This is a genomic window from Caulobacter sp. DWR3-1-2 (genome assembly GCF_049896225.1).
In the GTDB taxonomy this organism is placed as follows: Bacteria; Pseudomonadota; Alphaproteobacteria; order Caulobacterales; family Caulobacteraceae; genus Caulobacter.
The window spans coordinates 96666-119190 of sequence record NZ_JAFCTW010000008.1; the positions used below are offsets into that span (position 1 = coordinate 96666).

The 22525-nt window shown below is 65.4% G+C and carries 20 protein-coding genes and 1 pseudogene; 9 read left to right on the forward strand and 12 right to left on the reverse strand.

Going from position 1 to position 22525, the window contains the following annotated elements:
• The first annotated feature begins 88 nt into the window (after positions 1 to 88).
• On the forward strand, positions 89 to 589 hold the full coding sequence (locus tag ACP696_RS13030) for a hypothetical protein (protein ID WP_426013649.1): 501 nt from the start codon (positions 89 to 91) through the stop codon (positions 587 to 589).
• A gap of 31 nt (positions 590 to 620) precedes the next feature.
• Here the strand turns inward: ACP696_RS13030 and ACP696_RS13035 are convergent, their stop codons facing one another.
• Together ACP696_RS13035 and manD are read right to left on the reverse strand one after the other, a co-directional pair.
• A complete protein-coding gene (locus ACP696_RS13035; protein ID WP_426013650.1) occupies positions 621 to 2453 on the reverse strand; it encodes a hypothetical protein in 1833 nt (610 codons plus the stop codon).
• 250 nt (positions 2454 to 2703) lie between these two features.
• Complete coding sequence (manD, locus tag ACP696_RS13040; RefSeq protein WP_426013651.1) at positions 2704 to 3915, reverse strand: D-mannonate dehydratase ManD; 1212 nt, start codon at positions 3913 to 3915, stop codon at positions 2704 to 2706.
• A gap of 149 nt (positions 3916 to 4064) precedes the next feature.
• On the opposite strand from manD, the gene ACP696_RS13045 reads away from it, so the two are divergent.
• From ACP696_RS13045 to ACP696_RS13065, 5 genes are all read left to right on the forward strand, one after another.
• On the forward strand, positions 4065 to 4826 hold the full coding sequence (locus tag ACP696_RS13045; RefSeq protein ID WP_426013653.1) for a FadR/GntR family transcriptional regulator: 762 nt from the start codon (positions 4065 to 4067) through the stop codon (positions 4824 to 4826).
• 308 nt (positions 4827 to 5134) lie between these two features.
• Positions 5135 to 6289: a glycoside hydrolase family 88/105 protein gene (locus ACP696_RS13050; protein ID WP_426013655.1), complete on the forward strand. Its 1155-nt coding sequence runs from the start codon at positions 5135 to 5137 to the stop codon at positions 6287 to 6289.
• Between the two features lie 159 nt (positions 6290 to 6448).
• Entirely contained in the window at positions 6449 to 6895 is a 447-nt protein-coding gene (gene trxC / locus ACP696_RS13055) for a thioredoxin TrxC (RefSeq protein ID WP_426013656.1), read from the forward strand.
• 66 nt (positions 6896 to 6961) lie between these two features.
• Complete coding sequence (locus ACP696_RS13060) at positions 6962 to 8320, forward strand: PQQ-dependent sugar dehydrogenase (RefSeq protein ID WP_426013657.1); 1359 nt, start codon at positions 6962 to 6964, stop codon at positions 8318 to 8320.
• A gap of 369 nt (positions 8321 to 8689) precedes the next feature.
• Positions 8690 to 8947, forward strand: a complete 258-nt coding sequence (locus tag ACP696_RS13065; protein ID WP_426013659.1) for a GlsB/YeaQ/YmgE family stress response membrane protein — start codon at positions 8690 to 8692, stop codon at positions 8945 to 8947.
• 152 nt (positions 8948 to 9099) lie between these two features.
• On the opposite strand, the gene ACP696_RS13070 is transcribed toward ACP696_RS13065, so the two are convergent.
• Together ACP696_RS13070 and ACP696_RS13075 are read right to left on the reverse strand one after the other, a co-directional pair.
• Positions 9100 to 10473: a sugar MFS transporter gene (locus ACP696_RS13070; RefSeq protein ID WP_426013804.1), complete on the reverse strand. Its 1374-nt coding sequence runs from the start codon at positions 10471 to 10473 to the stop codon at positions 9100 to 9102.
• A 305-nt stretch (positions 10474 to 10778) separates the two neighbouring features.
• On the reverse strand, positions 10779 to 12128 hold the full coding sequence (locus ACP696_RS13075) for an FAD-dependent oxidoreductase (protein WP_426013661.1): 1350 nt from the start codon (positions 12126 to 12128) through the stop codon (positions 10779 to 10781).
• Positions 12129 to 12651: 523 nt separating this feature from the next.
• Between ACP696_RS13075 and ACP696_RS13080 the strand changes: the two genes are divergently transcribed.
• From ACP696_RS13080 to ACP696_RS13090, 3 genes and pseudogenes are all read left to right on the forward strand, one after another.
• Positions 12652 to 13215, forward strand: coding sequence for an NUDIX hydrolase (locus ACP696_RS13080; protein WP_426013663.1), 564 nt, complete (start codon positions 12652 to 12654; stop codon positions 13213 to 13215).
• Positions 13216 to 13284: 69 nt separating this feature from the next.
• The gene (locus tag ACP696_RS13085) at positions 13285 to 14013 is read left to right on the forward strand and encodes an endonuclease III domain-containing protein (protein WP_426013665.1); all 729 of its coding nucleotides are present in this window, start codon (positions 13285 to 13287) and stop codon (positions 14011 to 14013) included.
• A 116-nt stretch (positions 14014 to 14129) separates the two neighbouring features.
• A pseudogene (locus ACP696_RS13090) lies at positions 14130 to 14684 on the forward strand (DUF72 domain-containing protein); the annotation flags it as partial.
• Here ACP696_RS13090 and ACP696_RS13095 read toward each other — a convergent pair.
• From ACP696_RS13095 to ACP696_RS13130, 8 genes are all read right to left on the reverse strand, one after another.
• The gene (locus ACP696_RS13095) at positions 14659 to 15633 is read right to left on the reverse strand and encodes a M15 family metallopeptidase (protein WP_426013667.1); all 975 of its coding nucleotides are present in this window, start codon (positions 15631 to 15633) and stop codon (positions 14659 to 14661) included. The pseudogene ACP696_RS13090 and the gene ACP696_RS13095 overlap by 26 nt on opposite strands.
• A 27-nt stretch (positions 15634 to 15660) precedes the next feature.
• Positions 15661 to 17157, reverse strand: a complete 1497-nt coding sequence (locus ACP696_RS13100) for a CoA-acylating methylmalonate-semialdehyde dehydrogenase (protein WP_426029742.1) — start codon at positions 17155 to 17157, stop codon at positions 15661 to 15663.
• Positions 17158 to 17231: 74 nt separating this feature from the next.
• Positions 17232 to 17756, reverse strand: a complete 525-nt coding sequence (locus ACP696_RS13105; RefSeq protein WP_426043873.1) for a flavin reductase family protein — start codon at positions 17754 to 17756, stop codon at positions 17232 to 17234.
• 184 nt (positions 17757 to 17940) lie between these two features.
• Positions 17941 to 18972, reverse strand: a complete 1032-nt coding sequence (locus ACP696_RS13110) for a hypothetical protein (protein WP_426043874.1) — start codon at positions 18970 to 18972, stop codon at positions 17941 to 17943.
• Positions 18855 to 19775 carry a glycosyltransferase family 2 protein gene (locus ACP696_RS13115; protein ID WP_426043875.1) on the reverse strand — a complete coding sequence of 307 codons (921 nt, stop codon included), beginning with the start codon at positions 19773 to 19775 and terminating at the stop codon, positions 18855 to 18857. Before ACP696_RS13115 ends, ACP696_RS13110 begins: the two co-directional genes overlap by 118 nt.
• Before the next feature lie 25 nt (positions 19776 to 19800).
• A complete protein-coding gene (locus ACP696_RS13120) occupies positions 19801 to 20931 on the reverse strand; it encodes a GNAT family N-acetyltransferase (RefSeq protein ID WP_426029739.1) in 1131 nt (376 codons plus the stop codon).
• Between the two features lie 85 nt (positions 20932 to 21016).
• Entirely contained in the window at positions 21017 to 21511 is a 495-nt protein-coding gene (locus tag ACP696_RS13125; protein ID WP_426013679.1) for a GAF domain-containing protein, read from the reverse strand.
• A 42-nt stretch (positions 21512 to 21553) separates the two neighbouring features.
• Positions 21554 to 22438, reverse strand: a complete 885-nt coding sequence (locus tag ACP696_RS13130) for a crotonase/enoyl-CoA hydratase family protein (RefSeq protein ID WP_426013680.1) — start codon at positions 22436 to 22438, stop codon at positions 21554 to 21556.
• Between the last annotated feature and the right edge of the window lie 87 nt (positions 22439 to 22525).

Here is a 22525-nt window from a genome sequence, read left to right on the forward strand (position 1 = left end):
CTTGATCGGGCGGATGCGCGGGACCACCTTGTCGGGTGTCACAGCGTTCGCCCGGACTCGCCGGGCCCTGACTTCGGAGCCGGGCCTCATGCGCACCCCCCTCACTGCCTTGGTCGGGGCCGCCCTGCTGGCGACCGCCCTGCCCCTCGCCGCCCAGGCCCAGCCCTTCAGCGGCCCGATGGGCGTGGCCGGACGTTGGGCAATCGACCTGCCCCGTTCCAATTTCAACACCGCCCTGACCGGCCCCGCGCCCTTGAGCGGCGAACTGGATGTCACCATCGACGACGGCAAGACCCTCGCCTGGACACTGGTCGAGGAGGACGAGGCGGGCGTGGCCGCCCTGCAGTTCGCCGACGCCCGCCTGGACGGCACGCCGACCAAGGCCGTGGTCAATCTCACCCGTGTGACCATCAGCGTCGATCGCGTCGGCCAGAGCGCGGTGACCGTGACCACCCACGGCGAGGGCGGCGCACGTCATCAGTCGATGAAGGTGACACGGATCAATCCCGATACGCTGCTCGTCGAACAGGACATCGACGGCAAGCCGGGCCCGCCGGACCAGACGCTGACCCTCAAGCGGGTGAAGTAGGATCTTACCTTCTCCCGCGTGGGAGAAGGAATTATCGGTAGCTCAAGCTCCAGCTCACCGTTAGCGGCGCCGAAACCGTGGCCGCTCCGCTTGAGCATTCGGTCAGGCTGGCGAACGCCCCGGTCGGGGTGCGGTAGGCCTTCTCATTCTTCAGAGGGCGGGACTTGCAGGTCAAACCCCTCACCTTGAAGCCTCGCACATCGCCCTTTTCGAACGTCGTCGCCCCGCCCTTGCTGGCTGGCCCCGACGAAAACGACCCGAACGCCAGGTCCACGGCGCTCACCGCCCGCGACCCCTTGGGCGTAAACACGTCCGTGCGGCTGATTTTGCCGGGCTCCAGCACGTAGGTGGTCCTGACGCTGAACCGGTCATCGGCGATAGGCACGTCGGTTCCCAACTTGTCGAGTTGGGACTGATCGTAGGTGACGATGGTCTTGGCGCCCTTCTCCACGACCTTAACGTGGCTCGCATAAGCCAGCGGGGTCAGGCGCGCGCCATCCGCCAGGGTGATGCGCGGCAGAAGTTGCGGGAACTCTCCATCCGCGACCCCGGCGAGCAGGCCGGGCGAGAACGGGATGGGATAATAGGGAGAGTTCTCGTGCTGGCTCTTGCCGCCATTGATGATCGGCAGGGCGATGACCCGCTTGCCGTCGCGCAGGGTGACGACCAGCCGATCGTGCTCGCCCCTGGCGAACCAGGTGAGGGTGCGCTTGGGCAAGGTGTCGAGCCAGGCCGCGTAGCCCGCGTCGGGCGCCTGCTCCTTGAAGCCCAACTCGTTCCAGATGGCGTTTGTGTAGATGTGCTGCCGCGCCAGGCTGAGGTTCTCGCCCAGGATCCGATGCTTGCCGCGATAGTCGTCGGTGCGCCGACCATGCTCCCACAGGTTCACGGAACCCATCTTCGGATCGAACCAAAAGTCCATATAGCGGGCCGTGACGCGCGAGGAAAAGGCGTAGGCCATGACCTTTTCCTCCGGGGTCAGCACGTCCAGCTTGGCCGCCGCAGTCAGCACCTCCAGGAATGCGGTCTCGCCGTAGGTCCCGATGCTGCGGCCATACTCGAAACCCTCGCCGCGTTCGTTGAGGCGGGGCAGCATCAGATCGACCGACTTGCGCAGCCAAGCCTTGACCTCCGGCGTGGCGGGCATGCCCGCCTCGATCAGGCGGTGGCTGATCTCGCCGATCAGCAGCACGCTGTAGCGGTCGAACCGCCCTTCCCCGTCGGTCTCGTCGGCGAAGCCGTATTCGCCGGAATATTTGCGATAGTGGTCGAGCGTCCGGCCCAGCAGCGCCTCGCTGGCCGAGGCGTCTTCCCAACCCAACTGGTAGCGCAGCCGCGCCACGCTGAAGGCCACGCCATAATAGTTGTTGGGCAGGTCGATGAGGGCCAGGTCGTCAGCGCCAACGAACCGCCGCCAGTCCAGCTTGACCTTCAGCTTGGCCAGAGTCTGCGGCGACACCGCCTGCTCCAGCAGGCCGGCCTCTTGCAGCATGTGCAGGGCCTGGCAGTAGTAGTAGACACCCCAGGTGTTGTTGGTGTCGTCCACCGTCATCTCGGCGATCTGGCGATAACCCTCCAGGTAGAGCTTGAATTTCGGATCATCGCGCGGTGTGTCAATCAACAGATAGGCCAGGCCGATCGCCACCTTGCCTGGCAGGAATTTGTCATCGGCGTCGAACACTTTGACGCTGTCCAGCGTCATTTCGCGTTTTTCGACCATCAGCTTGTCGAGAAGAACCGCCATCTGCGGAAGTAAACGGGTCTCGACCGTGCGGTTCATCGGCGGCGCGGTGACGTAGACTTGGCCACGCGCGTCGGCAGGCGCCCCGGTCGCGGCCAAGACAGGAGACGCGATGACAGCCATGACGGCCGCCGTCAAAGTCAGACGTTTCGCGTTAGGTATGAGCAAGCGCAACGGCAGGATGGAGCCGACCATAGGCGGTGGCGCCGATACACGCGGCGCGAACTTGATTGGCATGGTTTCCCCACGCCGCCTTGGTCGGGGCGCTTCCTCTTATTGGCTCGACCATTTGCAGCGATAAAAGTGTTTATTGTCAAGCCAATTTCAGAATTCAGGCACCTCCGGTCAGGCCAGTGAAGCCTGATTCCCTTGGCTACCAGTTGAACATGGTCCCGTCCTCCAGCCGATTTACTGGCAGGTAGGCGCGCTTGTAGGGATATTTTTCCGCCAAGGTCTCGTCGATATCCACGCCGAGGCCGGGTCGCTCGCCGGGGTGCAACATGCCGTCCTTGAAGCTGTAGGCATGGGGGAAGACCGCGTCGGTTTCTGGCTTATGGCGCATATATTCTTGCAGGCCGAAATTGCTGACCGACAGGTCGAAATGCAAGGCGGCGGCCATGGTGATCGGCGATAGGTCCGTGGCGCCGTGGCAGCCCGTGCGCACATGGTGCAGGTCGGCGAAGGCGGCGATCTTGCGCAGATTGGTAATACCGCCTGCGTGCAACACCGTGGCGCGCAGATAGTCTATCAGTTGCTCCTCGATCAGCGTCTTGCAGTCCCAGACATGACTGAAGATCTCGCCCACCGCGAGTGGCGTGGTGGTGTGCTGGCGGATCAAACGGAACCCGGCCTGGTTCTCGGCGGGCACCGCGTCTTCCAGCCAGAACAGACGGTACGGCTCCAGGTCCTTGCCAAGACGGCCAGCTTCGATCGGCGTCAGGCGATGGTGGACGTCGTGCAGCAGATGGATGTCGTCGCCCAGCGCCTCGCGCGCCGCCTCGAACAGCTTGGGGGCGTGCTTGAGATACCGGGCCGTTGACCAGAGGTTCTCGGTGGGCAAGGCGCCGTCGGCCGGCTCGTAGTACATCTTGTCGCCCGACACGCCATAGGTGCTGGCGAGACCCGGTACGCCCGTCTGCAGGCGAATGGCCTTGTAGCCCAAGGCCTTGTATTTTTGGGCTTCGGCGATTGTGTCCTCGATCGTCTCGCCATTGGCGTGGCCATAGACCGTGACGCCCTCGCGGCAGGCGCCGCCGAGAAGTTGGTACAGCGGCAAGCCGGCGACCTTGGCCTTGATGTCCCATAGCGCCATGTCCACCGCCGCCAGGGCGGTCATCGCCACCGGGCCACCGCGCCAATAGGAACCGCGATAGAAGAACTGCCAGATATCCTCGATCCGGTGTGCGTCCCTGCCGATCAGGCAGGGAATCATGTGATCGCGCAAAAAGCTGACCACGGCCATTTCACGGCCGTTGAGGGTCGCGTCGCCCACGCCATAGACGCCTTCGGACGTGGTGATCTTCAAGGTGATGAAGTTACGCCCTGGGCAGGTGACGATAACCTTGGCGTCTAGAATCTTGAGCATGGAACCGCTATGTCTGCGCTGTCGAAGTGGTCTGACCAATCCATAGCGACGATAATACAATTGCGCCAGTGCGAAGCGGCGTGGCGTCTCGTGCGACCTTGCTCTACCTTGGCGCTGGCCCCGCGATGCGCGCTGGGCGGGAAAGTCGCATGACCACGTCGACCGCAGAAACCCGTAAGCTCTACCAGCAGGTCGCCAACGCGATCGCCGCCTCGATCCGCGACGGGGCCTTCCAGCCCGGTCACCGGCTACCGTCGGAGCGTGATCTGGCGGAAGACTACAAGGTCAGCCGCCCCACCGTGCGCGAAGCGATGATCGCCCTGGAGATCCGAGGCCTGGTCGAGGCCCGCCACGGGTCGGGCGTGTATGTCACCGAGGCCGCGCCGGTCGAAGCCCCCGCCCCCGAGCTCGACATCGGCGCGTTCGAACTGACCGAAGCCCGCCGGCTGATCGAGGGCGAGTCCTGCGCCCTGGCGGCCACCACCATCACAGACCAGGAACTGATCGACCTGGAAAAGATCGTCGACGACATGGTCGAGGAGAACGAGCACGACGTGCGCGGCGATCTCGCCGACCGTCGTTTTCACGTCACCATTGCCCGGGCCACCCGCAACAGCGCCCTCGTCACCGTGGTCGAGAACCTCTGGGACCTGCGCTACAAGTCACCGCTGTGCCGGGCCATGCTGGAACGCGCTCGCCAGGTGGGCGTCCGCCCGCTGATCGATGACCACCAGGAAATCCTCACCGCCCTGCAGGGGCGCGACCCCAAGGCGGCGCGCAATGCGATGCGCGAGCACCTGGGCCGCGTCATCGACAACCTGCTGACCGCCACCGAGATCGACGCCATGCAGCAGGCCCGTAGCGAGGTTGCCGCCCGTCGCAACGAGCTGGCGCGTCGCTCGCTGATCTAGCCGCTTTGGGAAGATAGGATGGGCGACTGGGGGAAGGACCCAGCCGCCCGTCGCCGGCCGACCCCGGGAGGAGGTGCGGTGAAGGACAAGTCCACCGCGCGGGCCGACGAGGTTCTGTGGATCAGCATATCCATGTTCCCTCGTCGTGCAAGATAATTGGCCTGACCGTATTTAGTGGGCTCGCGGATTGGCCAGGGCGCCTTGCTAGGCGGCGTATGGCTGTCTTCCCCTTGACCGGCCATCAAACAGACCTAGCACTAGTGACAGACGTGGCCGCATAAGCCATGCGGCCCTGGGGAAATCGACACATGCGCGCGAGCCTGACCATCGCCCTTGCCGCCTTGGCCCTCATCGCCGGCGGCGCGGCCCAAGCCAAGCCGGCCTCGCCCGTCCCAGCAACGGATCGGGTCACGGCGCACCAGGCGCTGGCCTTGGGCCGCCAGGTCGCCGACTGGCAGCTGTCGCACATGGACAGCTTTGACTACACACGCGCCCACCTGGCCAAGACAGTCGATCCGAAAGGCTGGATCCAAGGTGCGCTGTTCGTGGGCCTGTCCGCCTTGGCCGAGCGTACCGGCGACTCGCGCTACGCCCAGGCCGTGCGCGCCCACGGGGTTTCGCAGAACTGGGGGCTAGGCCGCCGCCCCTTGCACGCCGACGACCATGTAATCGGCCAGTCCTGGCTATGGGTCTATTCCAAGGACCACGACCCCGCCCAGATCGCGGCCCTGCGCGCTCGCTTCGACGCAATTCTGGCCGCACCGCCACAGCAGGCCGACCTGACCTTCATCGAAGGCACGGAAGACCAACCCTGCCAGCTTCGCTGGTGCTGGAGCGACGCGCTGTTCATGGGACCCGCTGGCTGGACCGGCCTGTCCCAGGCTACCGGCGACCCGCGCTATGCGGCCTATGGCGACACGGAGTTCTGGGCCGCCACCGACTGGCTGTTCGACGAGAAGGAGCATCTCTACTACCGCGATAGCCGCTACTTCGATCGCCGAGACGACAAGGGCCGCAAGATCTTCTGGAGCCGGGGGAATGGCTGGGTCTATGCCGGCGTCGTCGACATCCTCAAGACCCTCCCCGCCGACTATCCCTCGCGCCCACGCTACGAGGCGCTGTTTCGGAAAATGTCGGCGCGGCTCATCACCCTGCAGAAAGCGGACGGCTATTGGGCCCCGTCCCTACTGGCCCCTGAGCACGCCCCGCCAGAAACCAGCGGCACCGGCTTCTTCGTCTATGGCCTGGCCTATGGCGTGAACCATGGCCTGTTGAAGGGTCCTGAATACAAGGCGGCCGTGGCCAAGGGCTGGACGGCTCTGGCCGGGGCCGTCCAGTCCGACGGCAAGCTGGGTTGGGTGCAGCAGGTCGGTTACGCGCCGGACGAGGTCCGCGCCGACGACACCCAGCTCTACGGCGTCGGGGCCTTCCTGCTGGCCGCCTCTGAGGTCGGAGCGCGCTAGAGCATTTTTCGAGCGAAGTGGTTCCGGTTCGCGTGAAGAAAAATACGTCAAAACAGAAGATTAGAGCTCGCGGCCTGACGCAGTCAGGTCGGGAAATGCTCTAGAACCGGCCCCCGCGTCTTCCCATCTGAAGGGGGCCGAACGCGCTCAAGGATCCCCATGATCAAGACCGTCAACATCGTCTGCCCGCATTGCGACGCCACCAATCGCCTGCCTGCGGCGCGCGACGCCAAGGCCGCGAAGTGCGGCCGCTGCACCAAGCCGTTGTTCGAGGGGCAGCCGGTCAATCTGACCACCGCGCGCTTCCGCAAGCACTTGTCAGCCAGCCAGATCCCCATCGTCGCCGATTTCTGGGCCGCCTGGTGCGGGCCCTGCAAGGCTGTCGCCCCGATCTTCGCCAAGGCCGCCGTTGATCTGGAGCCCCGCGCCCGGTTCGTGAAGATCGATGTCGATGCGGAGCCCGCCCTCTCCCAGGCCCACGGCGTGCGCGGCATTCCATCGCTGTTCCTGTTCAAGGACGGTAAGGTCGCCGCGCACCAGGCGGGCCTGCCCGATCCCGGTGTCTTCCGCCGCTGGCTCGACGAGCACGCCCCCGCCCCCGCCTGACGGACCGGACCTCGTGGCTCGGCTTCGCGTTTAGTTTCCAGACAACATAGAGGGAGAAAGACCGCCATGACCAAGGCCCTGTCCAAGACTTATCGCGCCGCGCTGATCGGCGCCCCGGCGGTGCTTCTGCTGTCGGCATGCGGCGGCGGGCCGGCCTTGCCGACCGACCAGGGTTACGGCGCCAATCCCACATTGCCCGCAGCCAAGAAGCAGGCGTTTCCGGTCATGAAGATCGCCCCCGCTGTCGGCTGGGCCAATGGCCAGACGCCCGACGCAGCCCCCGGCTTCGTGGTCACCGCCCTGGTCCGCGACCTCGACCACCCGAGGTGGCTGTACGTCCTTCCCAATGGCGATGTGCTGATCGCCGAGACCAACGCCCCGCCCAAGCCCGAGGACGGCAAGGGCATCCGGGGTTTCGTTCAGAAGATCGTCATGGGCCGAGCTGGCGCCACCGTGCCCTCGGCCAATCGCATCACCCTGGTGCGCGACGCCAATAATGACGGCACGCCCGAGGTTCGCACGGTCTTCCTGGCCAATCTCAGCTCGCCGTTCGGCATGGCCCTGGTCGGCGACACCTTCTATGTCGCCGACAGCGACGCCTTGCTGGCCTTCCCCTACCAGGCCGGCCAGACCCAGATCACCACCGCCCCGCGCAAGGTCGTCGACCTGCCCGCCGGCCCGATCAACCACCACTGGACCAAGAACGTCATCGCCAGCCCGGACGGGTCCAAGCTGTATGTGACCGTCGGCTCCAACAGCAATGTCGGCGAGAACGGCATGGCCGCCGAGGAGCGGCGGGCGGGCATCCTGGAGATCGACCCGGCCACGGGCGCCAGCCGGGTATTCGCCTCGGGCCTCCGCAATCCCAACGGCATGGCCTGGCAACCGCAAAGCGGCAAGCTATGGACTAGCGTCAATGAGCGCGACGAGATCGGCAACGACCTCGTTCCCGACTACATGACCTCGGTCCAGGACGGCGGCTTCTATGGCTGGCCCTACAGCTATTACGGTCAGACGGTGGACGCCCGCGTCAAGCCGAGCCGCCCTGACCTGGTGGCCAGGGCGATCAAGCCCGACTACGCTCTGGGGGCCCATACCGCCTCGTTGGGACTGACCTTCTACGACGCCAGCGCCTTCCCGGCGCGCTATAAGGGTGGTGCGTTCATCGGCCAGCACGGCTCGTGGAACCGCAAGCCGGTCAATGGGTACAAGGTGACCTTCGTGCCCTTCGCCAATGGTATGCCGTCGGGAAAGCCGGAAGACTTCTTGACCGGCTTCCTCAACGCCCAGGGTGAAGCCCTCGGCCGTCCTGTGGGCGTGGCTATCGAAAAGAGCGGAGCCCTGTTGGTAGCCGATGATGTCGGCAATGTGATCTGGCGGGTCACCGCGACGAAGAACACGCCCGGCGCCAAGCCCGCGCCCTAATCGTCTTGGCCGAACCGGTAGGCGCCCCGGCGTCGGCGTGTCACATGGCGGCCATGCCGCCATGGCGCTAGGAAGGGACAGTCGCAGCTTTCAGCTTTCCGGGGACCCTATGAGCCTGACCTTTCTGATCGGCGCCTGTATCGGCTCAGGCGTTTTCATCGTGCTTGGGCGCGGTCCAGCCCAGAAGCTGGTTGAGGCCTTGCAGACCGTGATCGGCAAGCCGCGCTAGCTTTCGGCCAAAAGCATCACACCGTCGCCAAGGTTTTCGTGCCGACAAACACGCAAGCGTTCCGGAACGAAGTCTAGGCGTAGGCCTTTATTTTGCATCGGCGCGCGGTTCGCACGCCCAACGATGCCAAGGAGGCGTTCATGTCTATTCTAGCGTGGGTCGTGCTGGGTCTCGTGGCCGGTTTCATCGCCAGCAAGCTTGTCAGCCGCAGTGGCGGCAGCTTGGTCGTGGATCTGGTGCTGGGGATCATCGGCGCCGTCGTCGGCGGCTTTCTGTTCAATCAGTTCGGCGCCGCTGGCGTCTCGGGACTGAACCTCTACAGCCTGCTGGTCGCGGTGATCGGCGCGGTTGTTGTCCTGGCGATCTATCACGCCTTCACCGGTCGCCGAGCGGTCTAACGTCGCTCATTGACACCGATACGGAACAGCGCCTTCGGCCACTGCCGGAGGCGCTTTTTCATGCGCGTCGCACTGTGCCGGGCGACCCGAATGGCAAGAAATAGCCCGGACGCTGTGGACGCCCGGGCTAGGCCTTGCTTGGCTGGATAGACCTAGTGGCCGCCGGCGACAACGTCCTCCTGGATGGCGTGGATCGGAGCCGACTTGGCCACGAACGAGAACCACAGAACATACAGGTAGCAGGCGAGCGGTGCGATGAAGGCCAGCGACTTCGAACCAGTCATTTCCTCGATCTTGGCGAAAATCAGAGGCAGGAACGCCCCACCCACAATGGCCATGCACAACAGGCCCGATGTGGCCGAGGTCGGCGCCGAGGACCGTTGCAAGGTTAGGGTAAAGATCGTCGGGAACATGATCGAGTTGAAGAGACCAATCAGCAGGGCGGCGAAAGCCGGGATCAGACCGCTGGTCAGCGGCACGCTGGCCAACAGCAGGTTCAGCGTTCCCGTGTGCGCCGTCGGTGTCATGTCCTTAGTAAGGATCACGACCACGCACAGCGCAATGGCGCCCACGGCGACGAGCGTCAGCAGCACATAGTCCTTTACCGCCTTCAGCAGGGCCGAGCCGGCGAAACGCCCGATCATGGCGAAGACCATGTAGAAGGTCGTCAGCTTGCCGGCCTGTTCGGCGGGGATGTTTAGAACGTGGCTCTGCTCAATGAACAGCAGCAGATTTAGCGAGATCGCCACCTCTGCCCCGACATAGAGAAAGATGCCGATCGCGCCGAGATTGGCCCACTTCGACCCCAAGGCGGAAAATGGGCTGACCAGATGGCCGGTCTTGGGCGCGGCTTCGGTGATCTTGTGCCGGACCAGATAGATGGCCACGATGAAGAGGGCCAGACCTACGCCGATCGCCAGATAGACGTTGGAGACGAAACCCAGCGCCTGTTCGCGCAGGGCGTCGGTGATCACCGCGTCCTTGGCGAAGATGTCACCCTTGAGCAGGAAGTTGGCGCCGAACCACAGGCCGCAAGCCGCGCCCAGTGAGTTGAAGGCTTGCGAAAGGTTAAGGCGGAAGGACGAGTCTTCCGGCTTGCCCATCGAGGCGATCAGCGGATTGGCGGCCACCTGCAGCAGGGTGACGCCGGACGCCATGACGAACAGGCCGATGAGGAATATGCCGAAGGTGTGCAGCTTGGCCGCGAGGATGGCGATGAAGCAGCCAGCGACAATGCCGCCTAGGCCGATCATCACCGACTTGGCATAGCCGATCTTGGACAGGAACGCCGCCGAGGGCAGCGACATCACGCCATAGGCGATGAAAAAGGCGAAACCGGTGAGGCTCGCCTCGACCGGGGTCAGGGTGAAAACCGTCTTCATGGTCTTCAGCAGGGGGTCGAGCAGGTTGGTGACCAGCGCCCAGATAAAGAACAGGGCTGTGACGTAGACGATCGCCAGGACCAAACCGCCCCCTGACTTGCCCCCTGTATTCGCGGCGCCGCTCACTGGCGCGCCTGCACCCATACCTGCCATTTGATTTCACTCCCTGTCCGACGTTGCGGGACGGGACATCCACTCCAACGGTGACAACGTTGTCAAGCGGAGAGGCGAAAACGCGCCGACCAGACGTCCCGGATGGAAACCGGTCGCACGATTCGGCGGCTGATCAGAAAACGCCAAACGTCCGGGGAAGGTCGTGCCTGTCAATCTCCACCTCGGGGTTCGAGCCTGTTGACTGGTCACGTTTATCGGCGTCGTTGACGCCATCAATCCCCTGCACCGCGGCGTGGCGCACTCACTGAACCAGCGGGACGCGCGCGCCGGGTGTCCTAGGCGGCCTTTTGGGTCAGCGCCGGAACCGTTGGCCCTCCCCACGCATCATGGCACGGCTCGCCGGCCAGGATGTTGTCGGCCATGAGCAGGCCGCTGAGCGTCGCCAGGTCTCGCCCGCCGGCCTTGTGCAGACCGTTGCGGCCCGCCAGATACAGACCCGGGAAATGCATCTTCAGGTCCAGCCGGATCATTTTCAGATGCTCGGCGCAGTCCTCGTCCTCGATTGGCAGGGCCTTTCGCCGGCGGATGACTTGGGCGCCGCGCAGAGCTTCGGGGTCCATCAGACCCATGGCGGCGGCCTCTTGCCGGGCCAAGGCGACAAGAGCCTCATCGCTGGCGGTCCACAGATCGTCGCCCTCGAAGCAGTAATATTCGAGGCCAAGGCAGCTGGCGTCACCCTCGGGCGCCATGGCCGGCGACCAGGCGCTGTAGTTCTGAACGCGACCGACCTTGAGCCCGGCGTCGTGGACCTCGATCGCGGTCTCGCGCAGCGGCGTGCGGGTTGGGCCCACCAAGGCAACGGTGATCTGGTCGCGGTACATCAGCTCGCCAGCATGGAACAGGCTGATCGGCGTCGAACGCAAAGTATTCATCAGGTCGCGCAATGGCGCGGTCGAGACGACATGGTCGGCGGTGTGGATCTCGTGGGCGCCATCGGCGCGTCGCACCGTCGCCGTCCATAGCTTGCTGTCTGTGTCGAAGCGAAGGTCCTCGACCTTCCGCCCCAGGCGAACCTTGCCCCCCGAGGCCGCGATCTGGCTCGCGGCGGCCTCCCAGACAGCGCCGGCGCCGTCACGGGGGTAGCGAAAACTGGCCAACGGCCGGGTCCCGCCTGTCCAGCCGAGCGGCATCTGGTCGCAGGCCAGGCCCGACACCTTCTCGGCGTACGGTTTGAACAGCGTCGAGGATAGTTTTTCGCCAAAGCGGTTTCGAACCTCGTCGCGGAACGTCTTGGGCGCTTTGATTGGGCGGATCCTGGCCAGGCCCAGTGAGGCCAGGCACGCCGCGCCACGGCGGAGCCCCAGGTGGGCCAGGGCCTCCAGCGTCTTCAGCGGATAGGCGTAGAAGCGGTCGCGATGATAGAGTCGCGAAGTCCGAGGCTGTTCGACGAAGCCGCCCGGCAGGATGCTGGACCACAGGTCAGTCACTCGCGGCGAGGCGGAGTCGAAGGCCTCCCCGCTCAGATCAATGCGAAAACCATCGTGGACGATCGTGCGGCTTGCGCCGCCGACCTGATCATCCATCTCCAGGACGGTGACCTCGCGGCCCGCCTTGGCCAGGACGTAGGCGGCGGTCAGGCCGGCCGGACCGGCCCCGATCACCAAGGTTTCGACGTGACACCCCATCGACTTCGCTCCCCATTCGCGAAGCATCGTCGCGAAATAGGGTTAAAATCGCGCGGTCGGACGTGGTGAACCCGGCCTAAACTTCACCATTGAGGCGTTGTGTCGCGGCGAGGCCGATCAGGCTCGCTCGCCACCGCCCTAGGCCTTGACTTGATCACGGTCCGCACGACCCCCTCTACTCAATCGACTATCGTCTGGGTGCGGTTCTCCAGACGGTTTTGTCTGCGGGGAGATTCTTCGTAGACTTTCCACCGTGGGCAGCAGGATCGCCCACCTGACGCCGATGCAGGATTTTCTGCGCGGAGACCGGTGGAGCGATTACTTTGTTCTTGGTGACCCATATTTGACGTTCCGGTCTCGACGACTCAGACGATCAGGGGCGCTATTGTCGATCTCGGCGCCTCGCGCTGGGTTTCGACCGTCCGTTGGGCGCGGCCAAGAGCATCGTGATCACCTGGATCGTCACTTTGCCCGCGGCCGGCTTGGTCGCGGCGGCGTTGTCTTACCTAGGGTTCTGGATGAAGTGACCAATCAGGCGGAGAGCAAGCAAGGCGGGGGCAAGTCCGGACAGCGACGCCGCCAGGTGGCCGCCCTGCCCTGGCGCGCCTCGGCCGCCGGACTTGAGATCCTGCTGGTGTCATCCCGCGAGACCCGCCGCTGGGTGATCCCCAAGGGCTGGCCGATGAAGGGCAAGCTCGATCACCAGGCGGCCGCCCAGGAGGCCTATGAGGAAGCCGGCCTAGACGGTTGCATCGTCGAGCAATCCGTCGGCGACTATCCCTATCTCAAGCGCCTGAAGAGCGGTGTGGCCCGCGCGGTGACGGTCGATGTCTTTCCGCTCGAGGTCACCGGCGAGCACGCGACCTGGCCGGAAAAAGGCCAACGCACCCTGAAATGGATGAGCCCCGTCGAGGCCGCCCTGGCGGTGCAGGAGCCGGAACTGCGCGACCTGATCGCCCGCTTCGCCGGCGTGGAGCTTCCGGCCGAGGAACGCCCCGAGCTCGCTCCGGCCCCCACGCCGGTGCAGGTGGCCATTCAACGCCTGCGCCGCCGAGTCACGGCGCTGTGGGGCCGCCCTCGGCGTTGAGCCTGGGGATAACTCGACAAACCCGCCAAGAGACACTAGGTTCTTGTTCTGTTCCGAACGAGAATCAGCATGCAGCTTTCCCTCGACCTCGCGACCTCGCCGCTCGAAACCCTGCGCGACGGTTTGCTGAAAACCTTCGGCCCCCAGCGGCCGACGAAACGGCTCGATCCGGTGTCGCAACTGGTGCGGTCGATGATTGGCGGGCGCAGCCCCGATGCCGCGTCCTGGGCCGCCTATCACCGTCTGAGGGACCGCTTCGCGACCTGGGAAGACTTGGTCGAGGCGCCCGAAGGCGTCGTGCTTGAGCTGATCAAGGACGTCACCTACCCCGAGGAAAAGGCGCGTCATCTGCCACACGCCCTGCGCCTGATCCAGGTGCGCAGCGGCTGGAAGCTGTCGCTCGATCATCTCAGCGAACTGGAGCTCGACAGCGCCCGCTGGTGGCTGCAGGGCCTGCCGGGGGTGGGCGTCAAGGTCGCCGCCTCGGTTTTGAACTTCAGCCCGCTCAACATGCGGGCCCTGGTGATCGACACCCACGTGCACCGCGTGGCTAGCCGCTATGGGCTGATCCCCGCCAGTTATGACACCGCCCACGCCTATCGCGCGCTGATGGATCTCGTGCCAGATCGCTGGACCCCCGAGGACCTGTACGAGCTGCACTGGCTGATGAAGGGGCTGGGACAGCTGCTATGCGCCCAGCACGCGCCGCGCTGTGGAGCTTGCGCGCTGAACGGAGGCTGCGCGCGGGCGGGCGTGGCGCGCAGCGCGGACATCCTGGCCTGGAAGCCGCGCCGCTAGAGCATTTCCCGACCTGACTGCGTCAGGCCGTGAGCTCTAATCTGTTGTTTTGACGCATTTTTCTTCACGCGAACCGGAACCACTTCGCTCGAAAAATGCTCTAGGCGGCCTCGACGCCCGCGAACTTTCGGTTCGCCGTGAAGGCTCCGAAAACGATCACCCATGAGCGGCGCTTGGTCGATGTGGCGGAGCCGCTGGCCACGTTCCTTGGGGAATGCGGCGCGCTGGGTGACCGGCTCGGACCGCTGCTGATCCAATTGCCGCCGAGTCTCAAGTTCGACCCCGAGCCCGTCGAGCGCTTTCTAAGCGTATGGCGAGAGGCGACGACGGCGGCGAGTGTCCTGGAACCGCGTCACGACAGCTGGTTTTTGCCCCAAGCTGACGCCCTGCTGGACGCCTTCCGGGTGGCCCGGGTCGCCGCCGATCCCGCCGTGATTCCAGACGCAGCCTCGCCAGGGGGTTGGCCTGGTCTGACCTATCGCCGCGTGCGCGGCTCGCAAACGATCTACAAGACCTCTTACGATGACGGGCGGTTGGAAGCGCTGGCCAGCCAGATGGCCGAAGAGCAGTCGCCCGAGGCTTGGGTGATCTTTGACAATACCCAACGGAGCGCGGCGACCACGGACGCCCTGAAGCTGATGGCGTCTAATTCGCCTGCGCCAGCGCGCTGAAGGTCTTCGTCCCGATGCCGTAACTGCGCCATTCCCTGAAGTCGAAATGCCACCATTCCTCGGGATAGACCTCGAAGCCCTGATCAACCATCGCCTCGCGGAGGGTGGCGCGCAGGGCCCGCTGTTTCGTGGCGCCGCCAATGAAGTCGGCATAGGAGCGGCCCGACATCTCGTCATAGCGGCTGGGCATCTCGACCGGCTTGCCGGTCTTCAGGTCGTAGAGCGTCAGGTCCACGGCGCAGCCCCGGTTGTGGCGCGAACCCTTGGCGGGATCGGCCACGAACATGTGGTCTTCGGGCGGCGTGGCTTCCCAGAACATCCAGGTGACGAACCAGGGGCGATAGGCGTCGTGGATCAGCAGGCCGTAACCCCGGGCTTCCAGCGCCTTGGCGGCGCGGGCCAAGGCCTCGGCCGCCGGACGCTGCAGGTAAGCCGCCGGGCGTTCGTACAGGGGCAGCCCCATGAAATTGTCATGGCCGGCATAGCGAATGTCGAAACGGATCGCGGGGTCGAGGGTCGCCAGATCGACCAGGTCGGCAGGCCGATGTTCGGCCATCTCGACCGGCGGCGTCGCGGCCAAGGCCCTGGCCCGCAGAGCCTCCGGATCGGCCCGCACGGCCTTGCGGATCCCGGCCTCGACCTCGGCGCCAAAATCGTGGCGAGCCAGGCGCGCGCCGTCCAGCCGCACGGCGACAGGTTCCAGCATCAGTTCGCCGCCGTCCTCGACGCCGTAGCGACCTCGCCCGAGCGGCGTCAGTTTCGCGTCGGCATGGCCTTGACCATCGATGCGCAGAACGCCGTCGCGCTCGAACACCGTCAGCGGCGCACCGGGTTCGCCATACTGGCCGACCGCCACCATCTCGGCGGCGTCCAGCGACTGGGCAAAGGCGGTGCTGGTCAGGATCAGCCCCATGAGGCCGGCGGCGATGACATTGAAGACTCGAACCATTCCACGCATCGCCCGTGCCCCCTTGACCTACTTCATCGTCGGAATGACGAAGGCCGAGTCCTCGATCTCGCCCTCAGGCCAACGCGCGGTGATGGTCTTGACCTTGGTGTAGAACTTCACGCCTTCAACGCCGTGCTGGTTGGTGTCGCCAAATGCGCTGCGCTTCCAGCCGCCGAACGTGTGATAGGCCACAGGCACCGGGATCGGCACATTGATGCCGACCATACCCACATTGACCCGGGATGCGAACTCGCGCGCAGCGCGGCCGTTGCGCGTGAAGATCGCCACCCCATTCCCATACTGGTGCTCAGAGGGCAGGGCCAAGGCTTCCTCGAAGGTCTCGGCGCGGACGATCTGCAGCACGGGGCCGAAGATCTCTTCCTGATAGGTCTTCATGCCCTTCTTGACACCGTCGAACAGCGACGGCCCGATGAAGAAACCTTTTTCAAAGCCCTGCAGCGCGAAGTCGCGGCCATCGACCACCAGTTCCGCGCCCTCATCGACGCCGATCTGGATGTAGTCGACAATCTTGGCGCGGTGCTGGGCGCTGACCACGGGGCCGTAGTGGGCGTCCAGATCGTTGGAGACGCCGACCTTCAGGGTCTGGATCTCGGCGACCATTCGCTCGCGCAGCTCGTCAGCCGTCGCCTTGCCCACCGGCACCACCACCGGCAGGGCCATGCAACGCTCGCCGGCCGAGCCGAAGGCCGCGCCCGACAGGTCCTTGACGACCTGATCCATGTCGGCGTCGGGAAGCACGACGCCGTGGTTCTTGGCGCCGCCCATCGCCTGGACGCGTTTTCCATGCGCCGTGCCCGTCTGGTAGACATAGTGGGCGATGTCGGAACTGCCGACGAAGCTGATGGCGCGGATCAGCGGGTGGGTCAGGATGGCGTCAACGCAGGTCTTGTCGCCGTGGACCACATTCAGGACGCCGGCGGGCGCGCCGGCCTCCATCATCAGCTCGGCCAGCTTGACCGGCACGGTCGGGTCCTTCTCCGACGGCTTGAGGATGAAGGTGTTGCCCACGGCGATCGAGATGCCGAACATCCACATCGGGATCATGGCCGGGAAGTTGAACGGGGTGATCCCCGCGCAGACACCCAGAGGCTGGCGCATCGAATAGACGTCGATGCCGGGACCCGCGCCCTCGGTATAGTCGCCCTTCAGAATGTGAGGGATGCCGCAGGCGAACTCGATGACTTCAAGGCCGCGCTGGATGTCGCCCTTGCTGTCGGCGATGACCTTGCCGTGCTCGGACGACAGGATCTCGGCCAGGCTGTTCATGTCGCGCTCGATCAAGCGCTTGAACTCGAACATCACCCGGGCGCGGCGTTGCGGATTGGTGGCAGCCCAGCCGATCTGGGCGGCGGCCGCGGCCTGCACGGCGGCGTCGAGTTCCGCGTCGGTGGCCAGCGGCACACGGGCCTGGACCTCGCCGGTGTTGGGATTGAAGACGTCGCCGAACCGGCCCGAGGCGCCCGCGAGGGCCTGTCCGTTCACGAAATGGGCGATGCTACGCATGAAGCGCTCCCTAGATCTTGTTTTGCGCGTCAATAGCATCCGGAATTCCCGCCGTATCGCGCGAAATCTGCCCGCTACGCGGCGTCGACGTGCACCCGGCGGAACCGGCCCTGCAGATAGACCAGTGGCTCGTGGTCGGGATCGTAGCGCAGCTTCACGACCCGCCCGACATAGACACGGTGGTCGCCAGCGTCGAAGACATGGTGGGTGACGCATTCGAAATTGGCCATGCAGCCCGGCAGGATCGGGGCCCCGGTGATCCAGGTTTCGGTGTCGATGCCGGCGAAGCGGTCGCCGTCCTTCTGCACGAACTGCCGGGCCATGGCCTGCTGGTCGGCGTGCAGGACATTGACGGTGAACAGGCCCCCCGCGTCGAGCGCCGACAGGCTGCGCGAGTTCAGGTCGACGCAGACCAAGGCCAGGGGCGGGTCGAGCGACACCGAGGTAAAGCTATTGGCCGTCAAGCCGACGCGGCGGCCGCCCTCCCCTGTGGTGGTGATCACCGTCACACCGGTGGTGAAGCAGCCAAAGGCGCTTCTTAACGCCCGCGCGTCATGCGCCGCGCCCTCGCCTAGTTCAATCGTGACCGCCTGACTCATCCACGAACAAGTGGGGCAAAGTCTGCGTCGGGGCAAGGGTTTGAACAGTCCTCCCCCGTGGGGGAGGTGTCGGCAAAGCCGACGGAGGTGGAGTGATCGGCAGGCGGCCGGGTCCCTCATCAACGACCAGTTCACTCCCCCACCGATCGCTGCGCGATCGCTTGCCCCACAGGGGGCGGACTTGTTAAACCCGCTCCACCAAAAACCCCGGTCGCGCTGCATCCAGCCCGAACGTCACCGGCAGGTGGCGCACGTGCGGGGTCTGCAGGTTCAGCGCCTTGGCGCCGCGCGCCACGGCCAGCTTGCCCAGGGCCATCGGACCAAAACCGTTCTGGATTCGGGGTCGCGCCCCTAGCCGCCGACGCAGCACGCCGTTGGCGTAGATGACATTGGCGCGCATCAAGGCCGGCGGAGTCATGAATTCGATCGAGATCGAGACGTTGAGCATCGGCCCGTTCTCGATCCGATGCGGCGCGTTCTGCTTCCAGGTGACCATCGTCCCAGGGACCATATCGACGCACTGGGCGCCGGCGTCCCAGGCGGGTTCGAAGGCGAACTGCTCGGCGGTTTCCTTGAGCACGATCTTCTCCAGCGCCAGCTCACCGACATAGGGGTCGGCCACCGGATAGACCCAGACCTTCTTCTGTCCCCGGATCTGCCAAAGCGACACCAGCGGCACATCCAAATGGTAGAACACCTGAGCGTTGGCGCTGCTGATCAGCATGCCCAGATCCCGCTTGAAAGTGCGCAGGCCCGGCACGCGGGCCTCCTTCTCGGCGAAGATCTCGTCGCAGAGGGCTGCGTATTCCGCCACAAAGTCGTTGGTGCGGCGCAGGTTCAGCCAGATGCGGCCGGTCTTGGCCGCCTCCAGAAGTTGGTCGCCGCTCAGATTGCCCGCCGCGCCCTTGCGCCAGGTGGTCCAGGCCTTGGGGTCCTCGCCCATGGTGAAGACGCCCAGTTGGTCGCGCGGATACTTGTCCAGCAGCCGCGCCAAACCCTCGTCGTCGAACATCGGCCGCTCGTGCAGGTCGTGCTGGAAGACCAGGTTCTTCCGGCCGAAGGCCGTCGCCTTGGCTTCGGTCCAGTCGCTTATGATGCTCACGACGCGGTCCTTCCGTAGAACTGGATCTTGAAGGGTCCCCACCACAGGGTCTTGCCTAGGCCGCGCGCGGCGCGGTCGAGCCATTCGGCGCGGTCGTGGGCCTGGGTCAGCCATTTCAAGCCCGCCATCGCGCCAAACAGCACGGCCTGGACGACGCCTACCGCCATCCAGCGGGCAACGCCGAGCCAATCGGGCGGGCTCGCGGCGGCGCAGTGCGAGGTCGGACCCTGGCCATAGGCGAAGGCGCGGGCGATCGTGTAGCCTAGGGTCAGGCGGCCGGGCACGGGGTCTTCCCAGACCCAGGCGGCCGGCTCCCAGGCGAAGATCGCGCCGCGGGCCTGCATTTGGCCAAACAGCATGTCGTCCTCGCCACCGATGTGGTTGCGTTCGATCGCGAAGGGCGCGACGGGGTCGGGTAAGGCGGCGCGGCGCAGGAGGCTGTCGCCGCAGCCGTAATAGTGGTCGATGACGCCGGCCTCGGCCGGTCCCTCGCGCGAGAAGAACCGCTCCAGATAGTCGCGATGCGACACCACGCTGAGCGGCGCGCGAGCCCGGACCGGGCCGAAGACGACATCGGCCTCATAGCGGAGCTGGGCCGCCAGCAGGGCCGACAGCCAGCCGGCTGGCGCCTCTTCGTCGTCGTCGAGGAAGGCGATCAGATCGCCGCTCGCCTTGGCCATGCCGGCGTTGCGGGCGTAGGCCACGCCGGGGCGTGCCTCATGGACATAATGAATCGGGAACGGCGCCTCGATCGCCAGCTTGACGGCCGTGGCCTGGGCCGATGGCGCCTGGTCGTTGTCGACGATCACCAGCTCCAGATCGCCGCTCACGACGCCGGCCTGGGCGAACACCGAGCGCGCCGCGACGGCGAGGCCGCCGAGGCGCCGCTGAGTAGGGATCATGACCGTAACGCGCATGCGGGCTCCAGACTTTCCCGCAGTGTTACCCGGCTTGCCTTTGCGCTTGGTTAGCGAAGGCGTGGGCCAGGCCCCGCACCCGCCCGCCAAGGGTCAGCTCGACGCTGGCGATGGCGTCCATGCGCCGACGCAGCTTGCCGACAGGGCCGGGCCCCTTCCCGCCTGCCAGGTCCCAGACACTGTCCAGCGAGCTGGCGACGCGGCCAGCCATGCTGGAGGCGGTGGCCGTGCCTTCGCCGATCTGGATCTGATTGAGCGCATAGGCGCCCTTGTAGTGGTCATGCCCAGGACCCAGGTCGTAGCGGGTCAGGCCCAGGCCCGGCATGGCGGCGATCGCTCGCATGAAGAAGATTTGGCCCGGCGACCATTCCGCATAGGCCGGATTGGTCGAGGCGATCCACGGATGATAAACGCCGCCGGCCCGCACGCCGAAATGACCGCTGACCAACTCGCCGCCAGCGTACAGGTTGATCATCAGCCCCTGCAGCGGACCGTCTTGCTTGGCGAACAGGTCCAGCATCAGGTTTCGCGTCCAGTCTGGACGCAAGAAATCGTGAACGCCGGTGCGTTCGAGCTGCTCGCGCTTCCAGGCGATCAACTGGTCGAAGGCGACGGGCGATCGATCGGCGCCGATCAGCGTGATCGTCCCCATCTCGCGCTCGAGCTTGTTGTCGAGACGGCGCCAATTCTTGATCTTCTTCGGGCTGGCCGCGCGCACGGCCTCCAGATAGGTTTCGGCGTCGGTATCGGCCAAGGCGATGACGTGCGCCGTCTTCTGCTGGGCCTTGCCGAACACGCCGTAGGGGTCGATCAGGCCGGTGTAGCGAAGCGAGGTCAGATCGGCGGCGCGCAGCACCTCGGGTCCGGTCAGGCCGGCGTCCCGTCGCGAGACGAGGCCGTGATAGTCCGATAAAGGCGAGCCGATCGGGCGAGCCACCGCGCCGGGACGGCGATGATAGGCCAGGTAACCCAAGGTCTCGCCGCGACCACGAAGCACCGCCACCCGGGCGTCGTCGCGAACGGCGCCCACGGCCAGGGCGAAGTCGGGCCCCATCAACGGGCTGCTGAACGCCGGCTCGGCCGCCGCCATGTCACGCCACATCTGCAGATCAGCCGAAGCCAACGCGCGAGGGTGAAGAGTTTCAACGTCCAGCATCGCCATATGTCCTAATCCGATCCGGTTAGGGAAAGATGCAGGTTGGATTGCAACCCCTGGGCCAGCACCCTCGGCTGGGCCACGTCTAGGCGAAGGTCGCCTTGAGAATAGCCTCGATGCCCCGCTGATCGACAAGGTCAAAAGCAGCGGGCTTATCGGAGTCGACGTCGAACACCGCCAGCAGGGTTCCATTCGCATTGAACACCGGCACGACGATCTCGCTTTCCGAGCGGCTGTCGCAGGCGATGTGACCGGGGAAGGCATGGACATTCTCGACCAACTGGGTCTGGCCGGTTTCCGCCGCCGCGCCGCAGACGCCGCGGCCATAGGCGATGCGCAGGCAGCCCAACGTGCCCTGATAGGGGCCTACCACCAACTCGCGATCCTTCAGCGGATCAATCACGTAGAAACCGGTCCAGAAATAGTGGTCGAAGCTGCCGGCCAGCATCGAGGCCACCGTGGCCATGCGCGCGGTGAGGTTGGTCTCGCCGTCCAGCACCGAGGCGATCTCGTCGGCTACCTCGGCGTAGCGGGCCGACTTGTCGCCGGCTAGGATCTTGTCATTGAAAGCTTCGGCCATGGCGGGGATATAGCGCGTTCCCCGCCCCGCGCCAAAGGCGGGCTATTTGAACGGGTGCTCGCCCCAGGCCGGCCAGATGTCGGGGAGGTCGGCGGAGATCTTGTCCGGATAAGCCGGCTGGCGCTTTTCGAGGAACGAGCTGACGCCTTCCTTGGCGTCGCCGGCCGCGCCGCGCGACTGGATGGCCCGGCTATCGGCCTTGTGGGCTTCCATCGGATGATCGGCGCCGGCCATGCGCCAGAGCAGTTGCCGCGACAGGGCGACGGAGACCGGAGCGGTGTTATCAGCGATCTCGCGGGCCAAGGCGCGGGCGGCCGAAAGCAGGTCCTCCGGTGCGTGCAGCGAGCGGACCAAACCGCGATCAAGGGCCTCTTGGGCGCTGAACACCCGACCGGTGAAGCACCATTCCAGCGCCGTCTGCATGCCGACCAGACGCGGCAAGAACCAAGATGAGCAGGCCTCCGGTGTGATGCCCCGCCGCGCGAAGACGAAGCCGAACTTGGCGTCGGTCGAGGCCAGGCGGATATCCATCGGCAGTTGCATCGTCACCCCCACGCCCACGGCGGCGCCGTTGACGGCGGCGATGATCGGCTTGAGGCTTTCGTACATCCGCAGCACCACCCGGCCGCCGCCGTCGCGATAGATGTCGCCGACCTTGCCCTCCTCGCGCTCCAGGGCCTGGGGCGAGGTGCGGTCGAAGGTGGCGCCACCGCCCGACAGGTCGGCGCCCGCGCAGAACGCCCGGCCGGCCCCGGTGACGATCACCACCCGCACCGCGTCGTCGCCGTCGGTCAGGTCGAAGACGTCGATCAGTTCTTTCATCATCCGGGCGGTGAAGGCGTTGAGCTTCTCAGGGCGGTTCAGGGTGATGGTCGCGATCCCGTCCTCGACGGCATAGAGCAGGGTTTCGAAGCTGGGCGCGGCCATGGGTATTTTTCCTCCTGATTTCAGGGCTACTCAAACACGCGTATGAACCAGCGGCAACTACCGCATGCCTGCTTCCGTGACGACACC

Coding starts and splice junctions, on each gene's coding strand:
- ACP696_RS13030 (WP_426013649.1), top strand. CDS start 89: ATGCGCACCCCCCTCACTGCCTTGGTCGGGGCCGCCCTGCTGGCGACC.
- ACP696_RS13035 (WP_426013650.1), bottom strand. CDS start 2,453: ATGGCTGTCATCGCGTCTCCTGTCTTGGCCGCGACCGGGGCGCCTGCC.
- manD (WP_426013651.1), bottom strand. CDS start 3,915: ATGCTCAAGATTCTAGACGCCAAGGTTATCGTCACCTGCCCAGGGCGT.
- ACP696_RS13045 (WP_426013653.1), top strand. CDS start 4,065: ATGACCACGTCGACCGCAGAAACCCGTAAGCTCTACCAGCAGGTCGCC.
- ACP696_RS13050 (WP_426013655.1), top strand. CDS start 5,135: ATGCGCGCGAGCCTGACCATCGCCCTTGCCGCCTTGGCCCTCATCGCC.
- trxC (WP_426013656.1), top strand. CDS start 6,449: ATGATCAAGACCGTCAACATCGTCTGCCCGCATTGCGACGCCACCAAT.
- ACP696_RS13060 (WP_426013657.1), top strand. CDS start 6,962: ATGACCAAGGCCCTGTCCAAGACTTATCGCGCCGCGCTGATCGGCGCC.
- ACP696_RS13065 (WP_426013659.1), top strand. CDS start 8,690: ATGTCTATTCTAGCGTGGGTCGTGCTGGGTCTCGTGGCCGGTTTCATC.
- ACP696_RS13070 (WP_426013804.1), bottom strand. CDS start 10,473: ATGGGTGCAGGCGCGCCAGTGAGCGGCGCCGCGAATACAGGGGGCAAG.
- ACP696_RS13075 (WP_426013661.1), bottom strand. CDS start 12,128: ATGGGGTGTCACGTCGAAACCTTGGTGATCGGGGCCGGTCCGGCCGGC.
- ACP696_RS13085 (WP_426013665.1), top strand. CDS start 13,285: ATGCAGCTTTCCCTCGACCTCGCGACCTCGCCGCTCGAAACCCTGCGC.
- ACP696_RS13095 (WP_426013667.1), bottom strand. CDS start 15,633: ATGGTTCGAGTCTTCAATGTCATCGCCGCCGGCCTCATGGGGCTGATC.
- ACP696_RS13100 (WP_426029742.1), bottom strand. CDS start 17,157: ATGCGTAGCATCGCCCATTTCGTGAACGGACAGGCCCTCGCGGGCGCC.
- ACP696_RS13105 (WP_426043873.1), bottom strand. CDS start 17,756: ATGAGTCAGGCGGTCACGATTGAACTAGGCGAGGGCGCGGCGCATGAC.
- ACP696_RS13110 (WP_426043874.1), bottom strand. CDS start 18,972: ATGGCTGACCCAGGCCCACGACCGCGCCGAATGGCTCGACCGCGCCGC.
- ACP696_RS13115 (WP_426043875.1), bottom strand. CDS start 19,775: ATGCGCGTTACGGTCATGATCCCTACTCAGCGGCGCCTCGGCGGCCTC.
- ACP696_RS13120 (WP_426029739.1), bottom strand. CDS start 20,931: ATGCTGGACGTTGAAACTCTTCACCCTCGCGCGTTGGCTTCGGCTGAT.
- ACP696_RS13125 (WP_426013679.1), bottom strand. CDS start 21,511: ATGGCCGAAGCTTTCAATGACAAGATCCTAGCCGGCGACAAGTCGGCC.
- ACP696_RS13130 (WP_426013680.1), bottom strand. CDS start 22,438: ATGGCCGCGCCCAGCTTCGAAACCCTGCTCTATGCCGTCGAGGACGGG.